At 52.9% G+C, this 17,220-nt stretch carries 16 protein-coding genes; 10 read left to right on the top strand and 6 right to left on the bottom strand.

The genetic code is table 11. The annotated features are described in order from the left end of the window. Positions 1-34: 34 nt before the first annotated feature. Both C1N59_RS01435 and C1N59_RS01430 read left to right on the top strand, forming a co-directional pair. Positions 35-1,414 (top strand): nucleobase:cation symporter-2 family protein, encoded by a 1,380-nt coding sequence (locus C1N59_RS01435; protein ID WP_394550211.1) that lies wholly within the window; start codon positions 35-37, stop codon positions 1,412-1,414. 227 nt (positions 1,415-1,641) lie between these two features. Further along, a complete protein-coding gene (locus C1N59_RS01430) occupies positions 1,642-2,697 on the top strand; it encodes an AI-2E family transporter (RefSeq protein ID WP_394550210.1) in 1,056 nt (351 codons plus the stop codon). Here the strand turns inward: C1N59_RS01430 and C1N59_RS01425 are convergent. Beyond that, positions 2,686-3,369: a FadR/GntR family transcriptional regulator gene (locus C1N59_RS01425; protein ID WP_039342744.1), complete on the bottom strand. Its 684-nt coding sequence runs from the start codon at positions 3,367-3,369 to the stop codon at positions 2,686-2,688. The genes C1N59_RS01430 and C1N59_RS01425 overlap by 12 nt on opposite strands. A gap of 147 nt (positions 3,370-3,516) precedes the next feature. On the opposite strand from C1N59_RS01425, the gene uxuA reads away from it, so the two are divergent. Then, a complete protein-coding gene (gene uxuA, locus C1N59_RS01420) occupies positions 3,517-4,701 on the top strand; it encodes a mannonate dehydratase (RefSeq protein ID WP_164482675.1) in 1,185 nt (394 codons plus the stop codon). A gap of 396 nt (positions 4,702-5,097) precedes the next feature. Continuing rightward, positions 5,098-6,678: an EAL domain-containing protein gene (locus C1N59_RS01415; RefSeq protein ID WP_054632928.1), complete on the top strand. Its 1,581-nt coding sequence runs from the start codon at positions 5,098-5,100 to the stop codon at positions 6,676-6,678. Between the two features lie 53 nt (positions 6,679-6,731). On the opposite strand, the gene C1N59_RS01410 is transcribed toward C1N59_RS01415, so the two are convergent. Beyond that, positions 6,732-7,100, bottom strand: coding sequence for a hypothetical protein (locus tag C1N59_RS01410; protein WP_226374594.1), 369 nt, complete (start codon positions 7,098-7,100; stop codon positions 6,732-6,734). A 439-nt stretch (positions 7,101-7,539) separates the two neighbouring features. Here C1N59_RS01410 and proP point away from each other — a divergent pair, with 439 nt between their 5' ends. The 3 genes from proP (at position 7,540) to C1N59_RS01395 (ending at position 10,914) form a co-directional block, all read left to right on the top strand. Beyond that, on the top strand, positions 7,540-9,045 hold the full coding sequence (gene proP, locus C1N59_RS01405) for a glycine betaine/L-proline transporter ProP (RefSeq protein WP_006121078.1): 1,506 nt from the start codon (positions 7,540-7,542) through the stop codon (positions 9,043-9,045). Between the two features lie 128 nt (positions 9,046-9,173). Then, entirely contained in the window at positions 9,174-10,151 is a 978-nt protein-coding gene (gene hemB, locus C1N59_RS01400; RefSeq protein WP_006121079.1) for a porphobilinogen synthase, read from the top strand. 286 nt (positions 10,152-10,437) lie between these two features. Further along, on the top strand, positions 10,438-10,914 hold the full coding sequence (locus C1N59_RS01395) for a helix-turn-helix domain-containing protein (protein WP_054632927.1): 477 nt from the start codon (positions 10,438-10,440) through the stop codon (positions 10,912-10,914). Positions 10,915-10,923: 9 nt separating this feature from the next. On the opposite strand, the gene C1N59_RS01390 is transcribed toward C1N59_RS01395, so the two are convergent. From C1N59_RS01390 to C1N59_RS01375, 4 genes are all read right to left on the bottom strand, one after another. Continuing rightward, entirely contained in the window at positions 10,924-11,580 is a 657-nt protein-coding gene (locus tag C1N59_RS01390) for an epoxyqueuosine reductase QueH (protein WP_006121081.1), read from the bottom strand. Between the two features lie 124 nt (positions 11,581-11,704). Continuing rightward, positions 11,705-12,385: an SDR family oxidoreductase gene (locus C1N59_RS01385; RefSeq protein ID WP_033738243.1), complete on the bottom strand. Its 681-nt coding sequence runs from the start codon at positions 12,383-12,385 to the stop codon at positions 11,705-11,707. A 132-nt stretch (positions 12,386-12,517) separates the two neighbouring features. After that, positions 12,518-13,339: a hypothetical protein gene (locus tag C1N59_RS01380; protein ID WP_006121083.1), complete on the bottom strand. Its 822-nt coding sequence runs from the start codon at positions 13,337-13,339 to the stop codon at positions 12,518-12,520. 1 nt (position 13,340) lies between these two features. Beyond that, a complete protein-coding gene (locus C1N59_RS01375) occupies positions 13,341-13,538 on the bottom strand; it encodes a hypothetical protein (protein ID WP_033738245.1) in 198 nt (65 codons plus the stop codon). Positions 13,539-14,147: 609 nt separating this feature from the next. On the opposite strand from C1N59_RS01375, the gene C1N59_RS01370 reads away from it, so the two are divergent. Genes C1N59_RS01370 through C1N59_RS01360 form a run of 3 tightly spaced genes read left to right on the top strand, consistent with a single transcriptional unit; the run spans position 14,148 to position 17,179 of the window. Then, positions 14,148-15,014: a MurR/RpiR family transcriptional regulator gene (locus C1N59_RS01370; RefSeq protein ID WP_006121084.1), complete on the top strand. Its 867-nt coding sequence runs from the start codon at positions 14,148-14,150 to the stop codon at positions 15,012-15,014. An 18-nt stretch (positions 15,015-15,032) separates the two neighbouring features. Then, positions 15,033-15,617 carry a D-alanyl-D-alanine dipeptidase gene (gene ddpX / locus C1N59_RS01365; RefSeq protein WP_039342773.1) on the top strand — a complete coding sequence of 195 codons (585 nt, stop codon included), beginning with the start codon at positions 15,033-15,035 and terminating at the stop codon, positions 15,615-15,617. Further along, complete coding sequence (locus tag C1N59_RS01360) at positions 15,614-17,179, top strand: ABC transporter substrate-binding protein (protein ID WP_054632926.1); 1,566 nt, start codon at positions 15,614-15,616, stop codon at positions 17,177-17,179. The genes ddpX and C1N59_RS01360 overlap by 4 nt, the downstream gene beginning before the upstream one ends. Positions 17,180-17,220 lie beyond the last annotated feature (41 nt).

The raw sequence follows: 17,220 nt of genomic DNA, 5'->3' as shown, positions 1-17,220 counted from the left end.
TCCGGTGACTTCCCCGCACTGAGATGAGATAACCGTGTCTGACGAAAAAAACAGTGGCTTACTGTACGGCCTTGATCAGCGAATTCCGCCTGTGCAGGCTTTTTTTAGCGCATCGCAGCATGTACTGGCAGGTCTGGTCGGGATTATCACGCCGCCTTTGCTGATTGGCACCGCGCTTGGTCTGGAAGCCTGGCTTCCGTATTTAATTAGTATGTCGCTCCTTGCTTCGGGCATCGGCACCTTTCTGCAGTCAAATCGCGTGTGGGGCGTGGGCGCGGGCATGATATGCATGCAGGGCACCAGCTTTGCTTTTCTCGGCGTCGCCATTTCAGGTGGCCTGTGGGTCAAAGCCCAGGGCGGCAGCCCTGAGGACATTATGGCGATGCTGTTTGGCGTCAACGCCGTGGCCGCGCTGGTTCCGGTTATCGTCAGCCGCTTTATTGATACCTTAAAACGGGTCTTTACGCCGGTCGTGACGGGAAGCGTGATTGCGTTAATCGGTATCAGCCTGATTAAGGTCAGCGTGATTAACTGGTGCGGCGGTCAGAATGCACAGGATTTTGCCAGCCTTAGCAACCTCGCCCTGGGGGCGTTGACGCTTGGCGTGATCGTGCTGCTGAGCTGTTCGGGGAACCGCTGGCTGCGTCTGTCATCCATCGTGGTCGGCATTCTCACCGGCTGCATCGCGGCGGCACTGAGCGGCAAATTTCAGGTGCATGGTTTGGGGGACAGCCTGTTTCGCCTGCCCGCGCTGTTTCCGTTTGGCTTTCACTTCAACAGCAGCCTTTTTGTGCCTGTGGTGCTGGTTTCACTGGTCTGCATCATTGAGGCGGTAGGCGATCTTACCGCAAACCACCTGATCTCCGGTAAGTCGATTACGGATAAAGCGTTCAGTGCGCGCCTGAAAGGCGGCATTCTGGCTGACGGACTGAGTTGTATGATTGCCGCCATGGTGAGTGCCTTTCCAAATACCACCTTTGCGCAAAACAACGGCGTCATACAGATGACCGGTGTGGCAAGCCGTTTTGTTGGCCGCTATATCGGTGTGATGCTGATTTTACTGGCTCTGTTTCCGCCGTTTAGCGAAGCGTTGCGTCAGATTCCCACGCCCGTCCTGGGTGGCGCGACCATGGTGATGTTTGGCTGCGTGGTAACGGCCGGCATTCGTATTCTCAGCCAGACCGCGCTGACGCGCAGAGAGATGCTGATTGTCGGCCTGGCCTTCAGCTTCGGCTTAGGGATTGAGTCCGTGCCTGCTGCCCTTTCCCATCTGCCGCCCCTGTTTGCGAACCTGTTTGGTTCAGCCGCCACCAGCGGCGGGATTGTTGCCATCGTGCTGAATATTCTGATTCCCGGCGGGCAGGAGCCGGTGCCACAGGACGCCACGAAAGAGGAATCTGCGCCCTCAGTGTAAGGCGGCGGCAGGCGGCCGCCTGCGTCGTTTCATTGCGGCGGCATCGCTGTTGACAGCATATCGCCGTGACAGTCGCCATTGTCCGCCGCGCCATCAGGACGCTTAACACCCTTTCGCGTCCTGTTTCCCTCACCGTCTCGCCTCGCTTACCCTTTTCCTCAACGAATCCGCTTCTGATTTTTCCTTCAACTACACTTCAATCAGTTATTTATGCGTAGAGAGAACGAATGAACGGGTTGCAGCAGGAAAGAATTGGACAAAATATCTTAATCAAACTGGCGATGTTAGTGATTATCCTTGCCGGGATAAGAGCCGCTTCCGATATTCTGGTGCCGTTACTCTTGGCGGCGTTTTTTGCCATTGTGTTGAATCCCTTAGTCACGATACTGATGCGGCGCGGACTGCGGCGCGGGATGGCGATTACGCTGGTGATCACGGTCATTTTTGTTGTGATTTTGCTGCTGGGGGCCGTACTGGCCAGCTCCATAAGTGAGTTTTACGATCTCTATCCTCAACTGCGCACCATCATGGAAAAGAAAATGCTGGTCGTTCAGCATCTGGCGGCCAGCATTCATCTGAATGTCTCTACCGATGCGCTGGTTCAGCGCTTCGATCCCAACACATTGATGAATCTGGCCAGCGTGGCGCTGAGTGGTTTTTCCGGCGCAATGACCAATACTGTCCTGTTGATCCTTACCGTCGTCTTTATGCTGTTTGAAGTGCACCACCTGCCTTACAAAATGCGCAACTCGTTTGTGAACCCCAAAATTCGTATTGCGGGTTTACACAAAGCGCTTAAAGGCGTGACGCATTACCTGGCATTAAAAACGCTGATCAGCCTGATTACCGGTATCTCGGTCTGGCTGACGCTGTACCTGCTGGATGTGAAATTTGCATTACTGTGGGGCGTGGTAGCCTTTATCCTGAATTTTATTCCCAATATCGGGCCGATTATCGCCGGTATTCCCCCTTTCCTGCAGGCACTGTTGCTGAACAGTGTGTTTGACGCGGCGATGGTGGCGGCGCTGTTTACCGCCATTCATATGGTGTTTGGCAATATGTTAGAGCCGCGCATCATGGGGCGCGGACTGGGATTGTCGACACTGGTGGTCTTTCTGTCCTTGATCTTCTGGGGCTGGCTGTTGGGTCCGGTCGGTATGCTGCTCTCCGTACCGCTGACCAGCATTACAAAAATTTTGATGGAAACCACGCCAGGTGGAAGCCGGCTGGCAATCATGCTGGGCACCGGACGCCCTAAACCTGCCCGGCTGCTAACCAAGTAAACGCTGCTGCACATGCTGCAGATGCGCTCTCATCGCAGCCTGTGCAGCCTGCTCATCTCCCCCGACAATGGCCTCTGCAATGCACTGATGGTCGGCGTTCATTTCGTCAGCAAAGGTATTGTCGGCATAATGGCGTTCCAGCCGACGAAAATGCGCGCTGTCGCGTTTGTTCCACAGGTTTTCCATCATCTCCCGCAGCAGATCGTTACCGCTCATCTCGCTAATCAAAAGATGAAAGGCTTTATCCTGTTCTATAAACGCCGCATCGTTTTCATTAAATTGCTGGAGACTGATGCTCATCGCCATGAGCCGCTCACGTTGCGCCTCACTGCCGTTACGCGCCGCCATTCCTGCCAGCAGACTTTCATAGGCTTCGCGCGCCTGTAAAAGATCCTGCAGGCTGAAATGTTCGGTGTCTTTGACCGCTGAGGGCTGAGGCAGGGTTTGGGCGACAAATACGCCCGTTCCGGTCTGGATAGTGACGTAGCCCGTCATTTCAAGCGCAATCAGCGCTTCACGCACGGACGAGCGACTGACGCCCAACTGCTTTGCCAGCTCTCGCTCCGGTGGCAACGCACCGCCGGGTACGAAATCCCCACGCTGAATGCCCGCGATAATGGCATTGGCGATCTGTCGATAAAGTCGTTCAGTTTTCAGCACCGGTAGCACCATCACCTTCTCCTGTTATGGCCGTCTTTGCAGAATCCAGCCGGACGTATTTACTATGCTGCGATCCGGATCACGGCCTTAATTTACGCGCTAATTTACTCTTGGTCCAGCGGCCTGACCACTGGGCCACCCGTTCATCAAGGAGTAATAATGGAACATACATGGCGCTGGTACGGCCCCAACGATCCTGTTTCACTGGACGATGCTCGCCAGGCAGGTGCAACCGGTATTGTTACGGCACTTCATCACATCCCAAACGGCGACGTGTGGCCCGTAGCCGAAATCAAAGCGCGTCAGGCGCTACTGGCGGAAAAAGGACTCACCTGGTCTGTTGTTGAAAGCATTCCCGTTCACGAATCCATTAAAACGCAACGGGGCGATTATTCGCGCTATATCGCCAACTATCAGCAGTCGATTCGTAATCTGGCCGCCTGCGGGATCGATACCGTGTGCTACAACTTTATGCCGGTGCTTGACTGGACGCGTACCGATCTGGCCTGGACCTTGCCGGATGGGGCGAAAGCGTTGCGGTTTGACGCCGATGCGTTTGCTGCGTTTGAACTGTACCTGTTAAAACGTCCCGGTGCGGAAAAAGAATACAGCCCCGCCGAGCAGCAGGCCGCTGCTGCCTGTTTTGCCGCGATGAACGAAGAAGAGAAAGCCACGCTGGTGCGCAACATCATTGCGGGTTTACCCGGTGCGGAAGAAGGCTACACGCTTGAACAGTTCCAGGCCCAACTGGCCCAATATGATGGCATTGATAAAGCCAGACTGCGCGAGCATATGGCCACCTTCCTGCGGGCTATTGTGCCAGTGGCAGAAGAGGTGGGCATCAAACTGGCGGTACATCCCGACGATCCGCCGCGTCCTATTCTTGGCCTGCCGCGCATTGTCTCCACCCAGGAGGATATGCAGTGGCTGAAAGAGACTGTCGACAGCCTGCATAACGGATTCTGCTTCTGTACAGGATCGTACGGCGTTCGCGAGGATAACCCACTGGTTACGATGGCCGAAACCTTTGCCGATCGTATTAACTTCGTGCATTTACGCGCCACAAAACGCGAAGCAAACCCCAACAGCTTCCACGAAGCCGCTCATCTGGCGGGAGACGTTGATATGGTTGGCGTCATCAAAGTCATTCTGGCTGAGGAGCAGCGCCGTCGTCGTGCAGGCAATCTACGCGCTATTCCTATGCGTCCCGATCACGGTCATCAGATGCTGGACGATTTGCACAAGCGCACCAATCCGGGCTATTCAGCAATAGGCAGGCTCAAGGGGCTGGCCGAGCTGCGTGGCGTAGAAGTCGCGCTGAAGCAAATCTACTTCCAGGATTAGCCCACCACGGTGCCGCTGGAGGGACGTGCCAGACCAGAAGCCATCGTGTTCGGTTGACCCGGCGCATGTGGTCCGTGCCTGCGGCGTCAATGCCCTTTTGCTTTCTCCACCGCGCGGGGACATTCTTTTGCCCCGCGCGCACGGCTTGCCTGCCGGCCACAGGAACACCTGGCAGAAAATGTGAGTATTCACTTTCATCAGTACACTCTGTCATATGCCGTCTTTCACCCAATCCGGGCATGAATTTTCTGTCAATAAATTATGGACGAGGCCGATAATGACGATTATCGGAGGCAAAGGATATCCGACCGTTCACCCGTGGTGTGAACTGGCGTGCTATGCTGAATAAACCCTTAGCACCGCTCAAAAACATGATTACAATTCAGAGGTTATACGGTGCCGCTGATTAAAGAAAAACCGGCCCATACCAGGCTACTTATCGTCTTTGCTGGCGTCCTGCCACTCCTTCTGGGACTGTTTTTTTGTGCCATTGATGCGCGTCAAACTGTGCGCGAGCAACAGATCAACACGGCAGCGACTTTACTGTCTCAGGCAGAAAAAATCAGCGACAACGCCTGGAGCATGATTGCCTGGCTTCGGCAGTACGAGGAGCAGCCCTGCGAGCAAATTGAGCATGCATTGCGGCTTAACGGCACGCTTTATCCCTATTTTCGTGGCCTGGGCACGCTGGAAAACGATGTGATCACCTGCTCTTCGGCTTACGGTAATAAACCCTCAACCCTGAAAGCGATGATTGGCGTAACGCCGCCGGTGGCGCGCAAAGACGGGTGGAGTTTGTCTCTGCGCGGCTCCTACAGCGTACCCGACCGGCCCGCCGTCATCTTTGTGCGTAACCTTACCGCAGGCAGAGCCGTCTGGGTAATGGTGGAAGGGCAATATCTCATCGATTTTATGAGTGCGTTAGGGAGCACGCACGATTATCAGATCACGATGCGCTTCAGTGATGGTGCGTCAATTGTGTCAGGTGAACATGACTTTACCGGGGATACCGGGCCTTCTCCTCAACTTTATCGCGCCACGTCATCGCGCTATCCCATCAGCGTAACGCTACTGGCACCGGGCACAGAACGCATAAAAGCACTGAAACAGTTGTTGCTCCTGATTATGCCTTTTGCTTCCGTGTTTTCCGTTTTGTTGATGATTCTCACGGCATCATGGCTACGCCGGCGATTTTCATGGGCAGATGACATTCGTCGCGCCATTCGTTCCGGGCAGTTCAGCGTGCACTATCAGCCCACCTACAGCTATGCACTTAAACGCTGCACCGGCGCAGAAGCCCTTTTGCGCTGGACGCTGCCCAATGGTGACAGCGTGCGTCCCGATACCTTCATCAGCGCGGCGGAAGCCGAGGGAATGATCATTCCCGTTACCCGCCATTTAATGGATTTAATCGTTGAAGACGCACGGCAGTGGAAAACGAATCCCGGTTTTCATCTGGCAATTAACGTGGCCGCCGACCATCTTCAGCATCCAGACTTCGTCGATGAGATGCTGAGCTTCGCGGAAAAGATGGCAGTAACGGAATTCAACCTTACTCTGGAGCTGACCGAACGAAGCCTGATTAAGGAAGGTAACGTGGTGGCGGACAAACTGGAAAGATTGCGTGCGGCGGGGATGAAAGTCGCGATTGATGACTTCGGAACCGGCCATTGCTCGCTCAGTTATCTGCAAACTTTCGCGCTGGACTATCTCAAAATCGATCGGGGCTTTATTAATGCCATTGAATCACTGGATGGCGAAACGCCTGTTCTGGACGCCATTATCAGCCTGAGCCACAAGCTTAAGCTACAGGTATTAGGTGAAGGTGTTGAAACTGCACTGCAATTCCACTACCTGCAACAGCACGGCGTGACCTTCGTGCAAGGCTATTTTTATGCCCGCCCTATGGAAAACAGCGCCTTCATTGCATGGATGGAAAAATATGGTCATTTGCCAGTGCCTCCTGAAGCGCTCTAGAGCACATCAGGTCACCATCGGATGACAACAGCACGAGATGATTTTGTAGGGATTTAGCGCCGTTTACGTGCCGCGCGCAATGCGACGGCTACCGTTTCTTCCTGCTGGCAGACAGACAGGCCTTCACAGGGCCGACGGGTTCGCTGACTTAGCCGCTGTAGCGTTGGCACCGACTGCTGGAGTAACTGCTGGCATTCTTCATATGCCGAGCACTGCTTCCCCGTTGTCGTCGACGTGATAAGCGTTTCGCTCAGCTTCGTCAGTCGGTTTATCCAGCGTTTCCCCCGACAGCGAAACCAACCCGGCGCAGAGTCCATCTGTGTCCTCTCGCCGCGCTGCCGGTCAGCGGACAACATGGTGGCAGGATAGATTAATTTTTTTTCCACACTATCGATGAGCGCCACCCAGGGATTTTGGCTCATGGCGATATCCTCCTTGACAATTTCTATCCAAATCAAGGGGGATGAGTATTACTGAAGGGAATTGATTAGGCAAGCCTCAACGATCGATACGAAAAATCATAAGTAATTTTAACCTGTAATGCGTCAGAGCGCGTTTTCACTTGCGATCGGCACGTATCGTTACCAGGCAAACGCGTTCGCCTGCTTCTTTTTTTAGCCAGCAAGACTGGTGTAAACACAAGGCAGAGTTGGTCACTTTCAGGCCAAACATGACAAATATCACACAAAAACGTTATACTCTGCGGTCGATGAAATGAATCACGGCAGTTTTCGTTGTATTTATACGTCGACAGATAATGCTGTTTTACGGCTATGCTTAAATTTCCTCAACGCAGCGGTCTGAACGCTGTGGTCGGTTCGCGCCGTTGAGGACTTTCATATTCCATTACAGGGTAATTCTATGAAATTGCGTAGGAAGCGTGTAAAACCGATTGGGATCGATGATGTGACCATCATTGATGATGCCCGTTTACGAAAAGCCATTACCGCCGCGTCGTTGGGTAACGCCATGGAGTGGTTTGATTTTGGTGTTTATGGCTTTGTGGCTTATGCCTTAGGTAAAGTCTTTTTTCCGGATGCCTCACCGGGCATTCAAATGATTGCCGCCCTGGCAACGTTCTCTGTTCCTTTTCTGATTCGTCCTTTAGGTGGCCTGTTCTTCGGCATGCTGGGTGATAAATATGGTCGTCAGAAAATACTGTCCATTACCATTGTCATTATGTCGGTCAGTACGTTCTGTATTGGTCTGATTCCCTCTTACGCCTCCATCGGCATCTGGGCACCGATTTTGCTGCTGTTGGCCAAAATGGCGCAGGGCTTTTCCGTGGGCGGGGAATATACCGGCGCATCGATTTTCGTGGCGGAGTATTCACCGGACCGCAAACGTGGCTTTATGGGAAGCTGGCTCGACTTCGGTTCTATTGCCGGTTTTGTACTGGGTGCGGGCGTTGTCGTCCTGATCTCGACCATTATTGGCGAAGAGAACTTCCTTGAGTGGGGCTGGCGTCTTCCTTTCTTCCTGGCCTTGCCGTTGGGCATTATTGGTTTATATCTGCGTCATGCGCTGGAAGAAACGCCAGCATTCCAGCAGCACGTTGATAAGCTGGAACAGGGGGATCGCGAAGGCCTGCGTGATGGTCCGAAAGTCTCTTTCAAAGAGATCGCCACCAAACACTGGCGCAGCCTGTTAGCCTGTATTGGCCTGGTCATTGCGACCAACGTGACCTACTACATGCTGCTCACCTACATGCCAAGTTATCTGTCACACAACCTGCATTACTCAGAAGATCATGGCGTGCTGATCATCATCGCCATCATGATGGGGATGCTGTTTGTGCAGCCGGTAATGGGCATGCTGAGCGACCGTTTTGGCCGCCGTCCGTTTGTGATTCTGGGCAGTATTGCGTTGATGGTTTTTGCTATTCCCGCCTTTATGATGATCAACAGCGGCGTGCTGGGAATGATTTTTGCCGGACTGCTGCTACTGGCGGTAATCCTGAATGCCTTTACGGGTGTGATGGCATCGTCTCTGCCCGCAATGTTCCCTACGCATATTCGTTATAGCGCCTTAGCCAGCGCCTTCAATATTTCGGTATTGATTGCCGGTCTGACGCCAACGGCCGCGGCCTGGCTGGTCGAAGCGACCAACAACCTCTACATGCCCGCGTACTATCTGATGGTCGTGGCGGTGGTCGGTCTGATTACCGGTCTTTACATGAAAGAGACCGCGAATAAGCCGCTGAAAGGGGCGACGCCTGCCGCATCAGATTTAGAAGAGGCGCGCGAAATCCTTCAGGAACACCACGATAACATCGAACAGAAAATCGAAGATATCGACGCAGAAATTGCCCGTCTCGAAGCGAAACGTAAAAATCTGGTGCAGCAGCACCCGGACATTAACGAGTAAGCTCTCCCGTCTCCCGCCTTGTGGCGGGAGACGTTTTATTCTCTCAGCGCACCGCACACAAACCTTCATCGCCTGCTCTTAATCGGAGTAGACTGTCCGTCTTATTTGAATTAGCTACGTGAGTAACTATGTCTGATTTTTCCCTTACCCAACGTCCCAGAAGATTGCGCGCCAGCGCATCCATGCGTGCAATGTTTCAGGAGTCCACCCTCAGTATCAACGACCTGGCTTTACCCATTTTTGTTGAGGAAGGCGTTGATGACTATAAAGACATTCAGGCTATGCCAGGCGTAAGGCGTATCCCGGAAAAACGTCTGGCCCACGAGATTGAACGTATCGCCAGGGCAGGCATCCGCTCCGTGATGACCTTTGGGATTTCTCATCATACCGACGCGACCGGCAGCGATGCCTGGAATGAAAACGGCCTGGTCGCACGGATGTCGCGCATTTGCAAAGATACCGTGCCTGAAATGATTGTGATGTCGGATACCTGCTTCTGTGAATACACCAGCCACGGCCACTGCGGCGTGCTGTGCGATCACGGCGTGGATAACGACGCAACCCTTATCAACCTGGGTAAGCAGGCCGTTGTCGCGGCAGCGGCAGGCGCTGACTTTATCGCGCCCTCGGCCGCGATGGATGGTCAGGTGCAGGCTATCCGCCAGGCACTGGATGCTGCGGGCTTTACGCAAACGGCGATTATGTCTTATTCCACCAAATTTGCGTCATCCTTCTACGGCCCGTTCCGTGAAGCCGCCGGAACCGCGCTGAAAGGCGATCGCAAAACGTATCAGATGAACCCCATGAATCGCCGCGAGGCCATTCGCGAATCACTGATTGATGCCGCCGAAGGTGCCGATTCGCTGATGGTGAAACCGGCTGGCGCCTATCTGGACATCCTGCGCGACATTCGTGAACGCACTGAGCTTCCCCTGGCGGCTTATCAGGTCAGCGGTGAATATGCGATGATTAAATTTGCCGCGCAGGCCGGCGCGATTGATGAACGTAACGTGGTGCTTGAGAGCCTGGGGGCCATTAAACGTGCGGGTGCCGATCTGATCTTCAGTTATTTTGCGCTCGACCTGGCGGAGCAAAATCTGCTGTAGGCAGTCGTTCTCTGCGATGCGACAACGTGTCGCAGAGAGGTCTGTTTTAACTTTGCTCAGGGTGAAATTTTACTTGCGGCATGGTAACGTGATGTAATATTACCACAAAGTCACCCCTCCCACCTTTGCAACAAATAATATACATATCACGCATAAATATAATTGCTCATCATGTTATTTCACATCCCTGGAAATAACCATGCACTTCCTTGAGAATCTTTACGTAACGCCTATTTTGAGAAACATATGTTAATTTAAAATCATCTTCATTATTTAAGGGGGTGTTATGAATGAGAACAAATACAATGAGAGCGTAATTATTTCTGTTACTGAATGGATTAATGAAAATCTCGATCAGCGATTAAGCATTGATGATATTGCGGAAAAGGCGGGCTATTCAAAATGGTATCTGCAGAAGTTATTTTCCCGCTATAACGATGAAACGCTTGCACGCTATATTCGCAAGAAGAAATTAATATCCTGTATTAACGATCTCAAAAACAGCCGTACACCTATTATCAACCTGGCCGTTAAATACCATTTTGAAAGCCAACAATCTTTTACGCGCTCGTTTAAACAGATGATGGGCTGTACGCCCAGCGTTTGCCGCAAAAGACAAATGAAAGGGGGAACGGACAGCGCCACGTCCACCGGTGCGCATCCCTGTAGTCTCTGCATACGGACGCCGAAAAAGGCAAAAAAGCCGGTTTACAGCGGAATAAATGACACCCGGAGCAGCGACGATTTAGTCCGCTTTTTTTAAATACAGGCGTTACTCGTCCGGCTTATAATATTGCACGCCAATCTGAATTCGCTCTCGCCCGTTGGCAACACGATGACGATTGGTATCGCGTAATGAGTAAATACATCCGCAGTACTCTTGCTGATAAAAGCTTTCGCGCTTACTGATTTCGATCATACGCGCCGAGCCGCCGCCTTTGCGCCAGTTAAATTCCCAGTAGGTCAAATCGGGATACTTTGCCGCCGCACGGACACCGCAGTCATTAATTTGCTGCATGTTCTTCCATCGGGAAATCCCCAGACAACTGGTGATAACAGGAAAACCATTTTCATGCGCATAGAGCGCCGTACGCTCAAAACGCATATCGAAGCACATGGTGCATCGCTCACCACGCTCAGGCTCCCATTCCATGCCTTTGGCTCGTTTAAACCAGTCATCACGATCGTAATCTGCATCGACAAAAGGCACATTAAACTTTTCAGCAAAGCGGATATTCTCCTCTTTACGCAGTTCGTACTCTTTAAGCGGATGAATATTCGGGTTATAGAAATAGATCGTGTATTCAATGCCGGAGGCCAGCATGGCTTCCATGACTTCCCCTGAACAGGGCGCACAGCAGGAGTGCAGAAGCACTTTTTTGTGTCCACCGGGCAACGGTAGCGGTTGACGCTGATAGGGCTGAGACATAAGCACCTTCAATCAATGAAATAAAAAAGGCAGTGTAATGCCGGGACAGGTCTGTTGCAAAACTTCAGTGTATCGGATCGCCCCTGCCTGTCGTGAAGGCCTGAGGGCGAATTCCTTTACGCCATTACCATTGCAGCGTTTTTCCCGCGTAGTCCACATAGTGGTGACCACCGCGCCCCTGAAACATCGTCAACTGCGTGAAGATCCCTTCCGCGCTTTTTTCAGCCGTAAGGGGGGCCTTATCGCCGCCCATATCCGTTTTCACCCAGCCGGGATGCAGCGTTAACAGCGTGCCATTCTGCGCTTCTACCCCTCTGGCAAGGGAACGGGTCAACATATTGAGCGCCGCTTTACTGGCCGAATACAGAGGAGCGTCCGCGCTGCGGTTCTCATTCAGGCTGGCAAGCTGCGAAGACGTTAACGCAATCACGCCCTTTTGCTGATTCAGCAACGGCAGCAAAATCTCAGCGCAACGTACCGGCGCGACGGCATTGGTCAGGAACAGCTGCATCAGTTCGCTGTCATCCGTCTCGGCCAACTTTTGATGCGCTGGCCCGTAAACGCCTGCATTAATCAAAATGGCGTCATAAGGCTCTCCACTCAGCTGGACCGCAACGTGTTTAACCGCGTCGGTATCCGTTATATCCACTTGATGCCAGTCAACCTCAGGGTGCTCGCCTTGTGGCGGAATAGCACTGCGGTAAGTGGCCGTCACCTGCCAGTGATGGGCTACAAACGCGTTAACCACGGCGAGTCCGATGCCGCGTGACGCGCCGATAACTAAGATTTTCCCCTGATGAGCCATAGGATTGTCCTCGTTGATGAAGTCAGTAAGCAGAGTAGAGGCGGGTTAGCGCACGCACTGCATCATACAGGCTGTTTTGTGCGGATACCGCCGCTCCGACCCTGCTGTGTGTCCTGATACGCCCTGCCTGGGTTACTCAATCTGCTGATCAGGCGGCGAAGATTTGTTGCCATCCCGGCTCTTTTCCACACTCTGCGGATGATCTTCTCCCATCGCCAGGGCTGTCGCGCTGGCGGGATCGAACAATGAGAAGCTCTCGATCTGGTCCAGCATGATCACTTTGCGAAACGCCATGGCATTTTTGGGTTCTGAATCCAGCGTGATGCCGTGCTCGGCGTACCAGCTACTGTAATTATGTTCGACCGCCAGCTTTAATGTATGGCTGTCGCGATAACCGCTCAGCATCGGAATGAGCACGATATTGGCGGTGCTTTCATATTCAAAAGTTGCCGCATGCACCATGCCTATGTAGATGCGTCGCGATTTTAGCGTGATCCATGCCAGCTCCCCCTCCTCCATGCACTGGAAAAGCATCTGCTCGACGCCGTTAGAACGGGAGAGTTTTTGATAGAGGTCTTTTCGGCCAGAGACATTAAGCCGTGCGCTGCCCGCCCAGTTCGAGCGATAAAGGCAAAACAGAATGGCGAAGGTCAGCATAATGACTACCGGTGCCTGAATACCTAAAAAGCTCCAGTTCATAAACTTCATTTGCAGCTGAAGATGATCGCCGGGGAAAATATAAAGCGCGTTAGAAACGGAGGAAATAATAAATAAGACAAACCAAATAAATGCGGTGGCAAAAACCCCCTGAAGCACGAATATACAACCGTATAACGCCACCAGAAAATAGACATCCCAGCCTGAGGTACGGCGCATTTTGAAACGGCTGGAAAGATCCCGACTGGTGTACCAGTAACCACTTACCATCAATACCATAAAAATCGCGGTACCCACCTCAGACTCCTTTTAAGCTATTGACGTGCCGGTTGAAATCCTCCTTTACTTCCTCACTGAGGATATTGACCGCGGCGTTACCGTTTTCATCGATAATAATGCGCTCACCATCGGCAATGGAGTCGTTTATGTCCTGGCGGCTCATTATCTGGAGGAATTTATCCGGGCTGGCGAACAAGGAACGAACAAAGCTGATCATGACAGGTCACTTACTGAGTTAAAAAACACAAGTATGTGACCGAATTGGCTTTGCTGCCATTTTATTGCCGGTAAACATTCTTAAAAGCCTGATTAACGAAGCGGTAAATGTTGCTGATTTTTTCGCGTTCTGCTCTCCCCCTTTATAAAAGATGGCGAAACGAATTCATTCATCCCTGACGATGATGCCCTTCTTAACGCAATCCGGTCTGCCCGATGCACGCCATAAAACGACAGTGCACAAACCGCTTTTGTCGCCTGAGGGCAGCTCATCGCGGCGGTCGACAGCGCCGTGCATCGTACGCACCTTGTTGCCGGCCCCGACGTAAAGGATCGGCCACTCGCTCGTACGCGGAAAGAGGAACATCGTTTCTTCGGTCTGGATCACATTACCGGGTTATTTTGTTGCACTAGTGTGATGCAAGTTTCAATTACGTTGCACCTCGATTGCGCTTAATTTATCGGCAGGCTATCAACTCCACCATTCTGTTGCACATAATCACCTGACGTGGCTGTTTTTTAACAGGCCAGGGCAAACTGGCATGCATTGTGCTTGTTACTTAAATAACAACATTGCGAGCAATGACAGCCAGGTAACATTGAGGACGACATGAGCGCTCACACCGAACTGCTGAAAAAAATCGAGGCTGCCATTAGTCAGCAAACGCCCAGCGAAAAACGGATAAGTTCGTGGCTGCTCAGCCATTCCGAACAAATCCCCTTTGAAACGGCGGACAGCATTGCCCAGGCGACCGGCACCAGCGGAATTACTGTCGGGCGTTATTTGCGCAAGCTGGGATTTAAAAATCTTGATGATGTGAAAAACCTGCTGCGCGATGTGCCCAATACGCCGTACAAGCAATGGGGCGTGATTGACCGCCTTGATTCATGGGAGCAGCAACGCACGCTGCCGGATCCGGCCAGCCAGTCACTACAAATGGAGTTAGAGGCTATCCGCTATGTCTACCAACTGGCGCAGACGGAGACCTTTCGCCATATCAGCCAGCAAATAGCCGAGGCCGAAACCGTCATCGTGTTGGGGATTCAGTCCACCCGGGGCATCGCGAACACCTTCTTCAGTCATCTGGAATATCTGCGACCGCGCGTGACCTATGCCGATGGCAGCTCGGGCAGTTGGCTGGAGTCGCTGAACTCCGAGTCGTCAAAGCCTTACGTCATTCTTACGGATACGCGAGCCTATTCCACCGTAGCAAGACAGTTTTGTCGGGTCGCCACCGCACGTGGCGTGTCGATGGCGCTGGTTACCGATATCTGGTGTCCGTGGGCCCGGGATTATCCGGTGGATTTACTCCAGGTAAAAACGGACACCGCCAATTTTTGGGATTCGCTGGCCCCCATCAGTTGCCTTTTCAACCTTCTGCTGTCTGCAGTCGTCGAACGCCTTGGCCCCGCGCTTTCTCAGCGCCTGGCACAAAACCGACTGTTGCAGCAGGAATTTGGTCAGTTTGAACATTGATAAAACAGGGATTACAGAATGATGCAGGAAACAGAGCTGGTCGATATCGCAGTGGCCTTTCCGGCGCTGACTATCGATCTGAAATATGCCACCGCCGATAACATCACGGGCCAGCCCATCTACAGCGTAGCCCGCTGCCTGCTGCATCCCGATGCCGCCGTCGCGCTGGAGAAAAGTATTGCTATTGCCAGCGTGGCGGGTTTTACGCTGCTGGTGCTGGACGCCTATCGCCCACAAAAAGCGCAGGAGCTGCTTTGGCACGCCTGTCCTGATCAGAATTACGTCGTGCCTTTATCGCAAGGCTCGAATCACAGCCGTGGCACCGCGATTGATGTCACGCTAATCGATGCTGACGGGCACATTCTGGATATGGGAACCGGGTTTGATGAAATGCAGGCGCTGTCGCACCCCTATCATCCCGACGTGCCGCTGGCTGCTCAGCGCAACAGGCTACTGCTTAATGCCGTGATGTTTGGCGGTGGCTTTACTGGCATTGCGACCGAATGGTGGCATTTCGAGTTACCGGAAGCGGCCCGTTATCCGCTGATTAACGATGTTTTCACCTGCATATCCCCAGCCCAGACTGACGGAGTTTTACCATGACAATGACGCACACAGCACCCCGTTATTTTCGCCCTTTGTTACTTGCTATTACCCTCGCGGCCACGACGACATCCGTGCTGGCTGCGGTACCGAAAGACATGCTGGTGATCGGGAAAGCGGCCGATCCGCAGACGCTGGATCCGGCGGTGACGATTGATAACAATGACTGGACCGTTACGTATCCTGCCTACCAGCGCCTGATCAAATACAAAACAGAAGACGGTAAAGGCACCACGGAGATCGAGGGCGATCTGGCTCAAAGCTGGCAGAGTAGTGACGATGGCAAGGTCTGGACGTTTACGCTACGTCCGGATGCCGCGTTTGCCGATGGCTCACCCGTGAATGCTGAGGCGGTTAAGCTCTCTTTTGAGCGTCTGATGCGTATCAAACAAGGCCCGTCGGAAGCCTTTCCAGCCGACATGAAAGTCGAGGTAGTCGATCCGCATACCGTGCGTTTCACGCTGAACACCCCGTTCGCACCGTTTCTTTATACGCTCGCGAATGACGGCGCGTCCATTATTAACCCTGCCGTGCTGAAAGCGAACGCCGCCGATGATGCGCGCGGCTATCTGGCCGAGCATACCGCAGGATCCGGTGCCTATATGCTGCAACGCTGGCAGAAAGGTCAGCAGCTGGTGCTGGTGCCTAACCCGCACTTTACGGGGCCTAAACCGGCCTTTAAGCGCGTTTCCGTGAAAATTATCAGCGAAAGCTCAGCCCGTCGTTTGCAGTTGGCAAAAGGCGATGTCGATATTGCCGATGCGTTACCGGTAGACCAGTTCGCCGCGCTGAAGAAGCAAGGTGACGTCACCGTCATGGATTATCCTGCCCTGCGTGTGACCTACCTCTATCTGAACAACAGCAAAGCACCGCTGAATCAGCCTGATTTACGCAGAGCGATCTCCTGGGCTACCGACTACCAGGGCATGGTGCAGGGCATCCTGGGCGGCAACGGTAAACAGATGCGCGGCCCGATTCCGGAAGGCATGTGGGGCTATGATCCTCAGGCCATGCAGTACAGCTTTAACATGGATAAAGCCAGGGCTGAACTGGCTAAACTGCCCAGCAAACCGCAGACCTTGTCCTTTCTCTATTCGGACAACGATCCAAACTGGGAGCCGATTGCCCTTTCCATGCAGGCCAATCTGAAGACGCTGGGCATCAACGTTAAGCTGGAAAAACTGGCCAACGCCACCATGCGCGAGCGTATCGGTAAAGCGGACTATGACATTGCCATTGGCAACTGGAGCCCGGATTTTGCCGATCCCTACATGTTCATGAACTACTGGTTTGAATCAGACAAAAAAGGTCTGCCCGGCAACCGATCTTTTTATTCCAACCCAGCGGTCGATGCGCTGCTGAAGAAAGCGGTTTCCACGACTAATCAGGCTGAACGGACCCGCGATTACCAGCAGGCCGAGCAGATCGTGATTAACGATGCGGCTTACGTGTATTTATTCCAGAAAAATTATCAGGTTGCGATGAATAAGTCGGTTAAAGGCTACGTGTTTAATCCGATGCTGGAGCAAATCTTTAACCTCGCCACCATGCATAAAGAATAACAACCTTCACGCCCGTTCACGCAGGGCCTGCCTGGCCCTGC

The organism is Pantoea sp. SGAir0183 (genome assembly GCF_043545505.1).
Note: the sequence above shows the minus strand (reverse complement) of the source record. Positions and strands in the feature narration are given on the sequence as shown.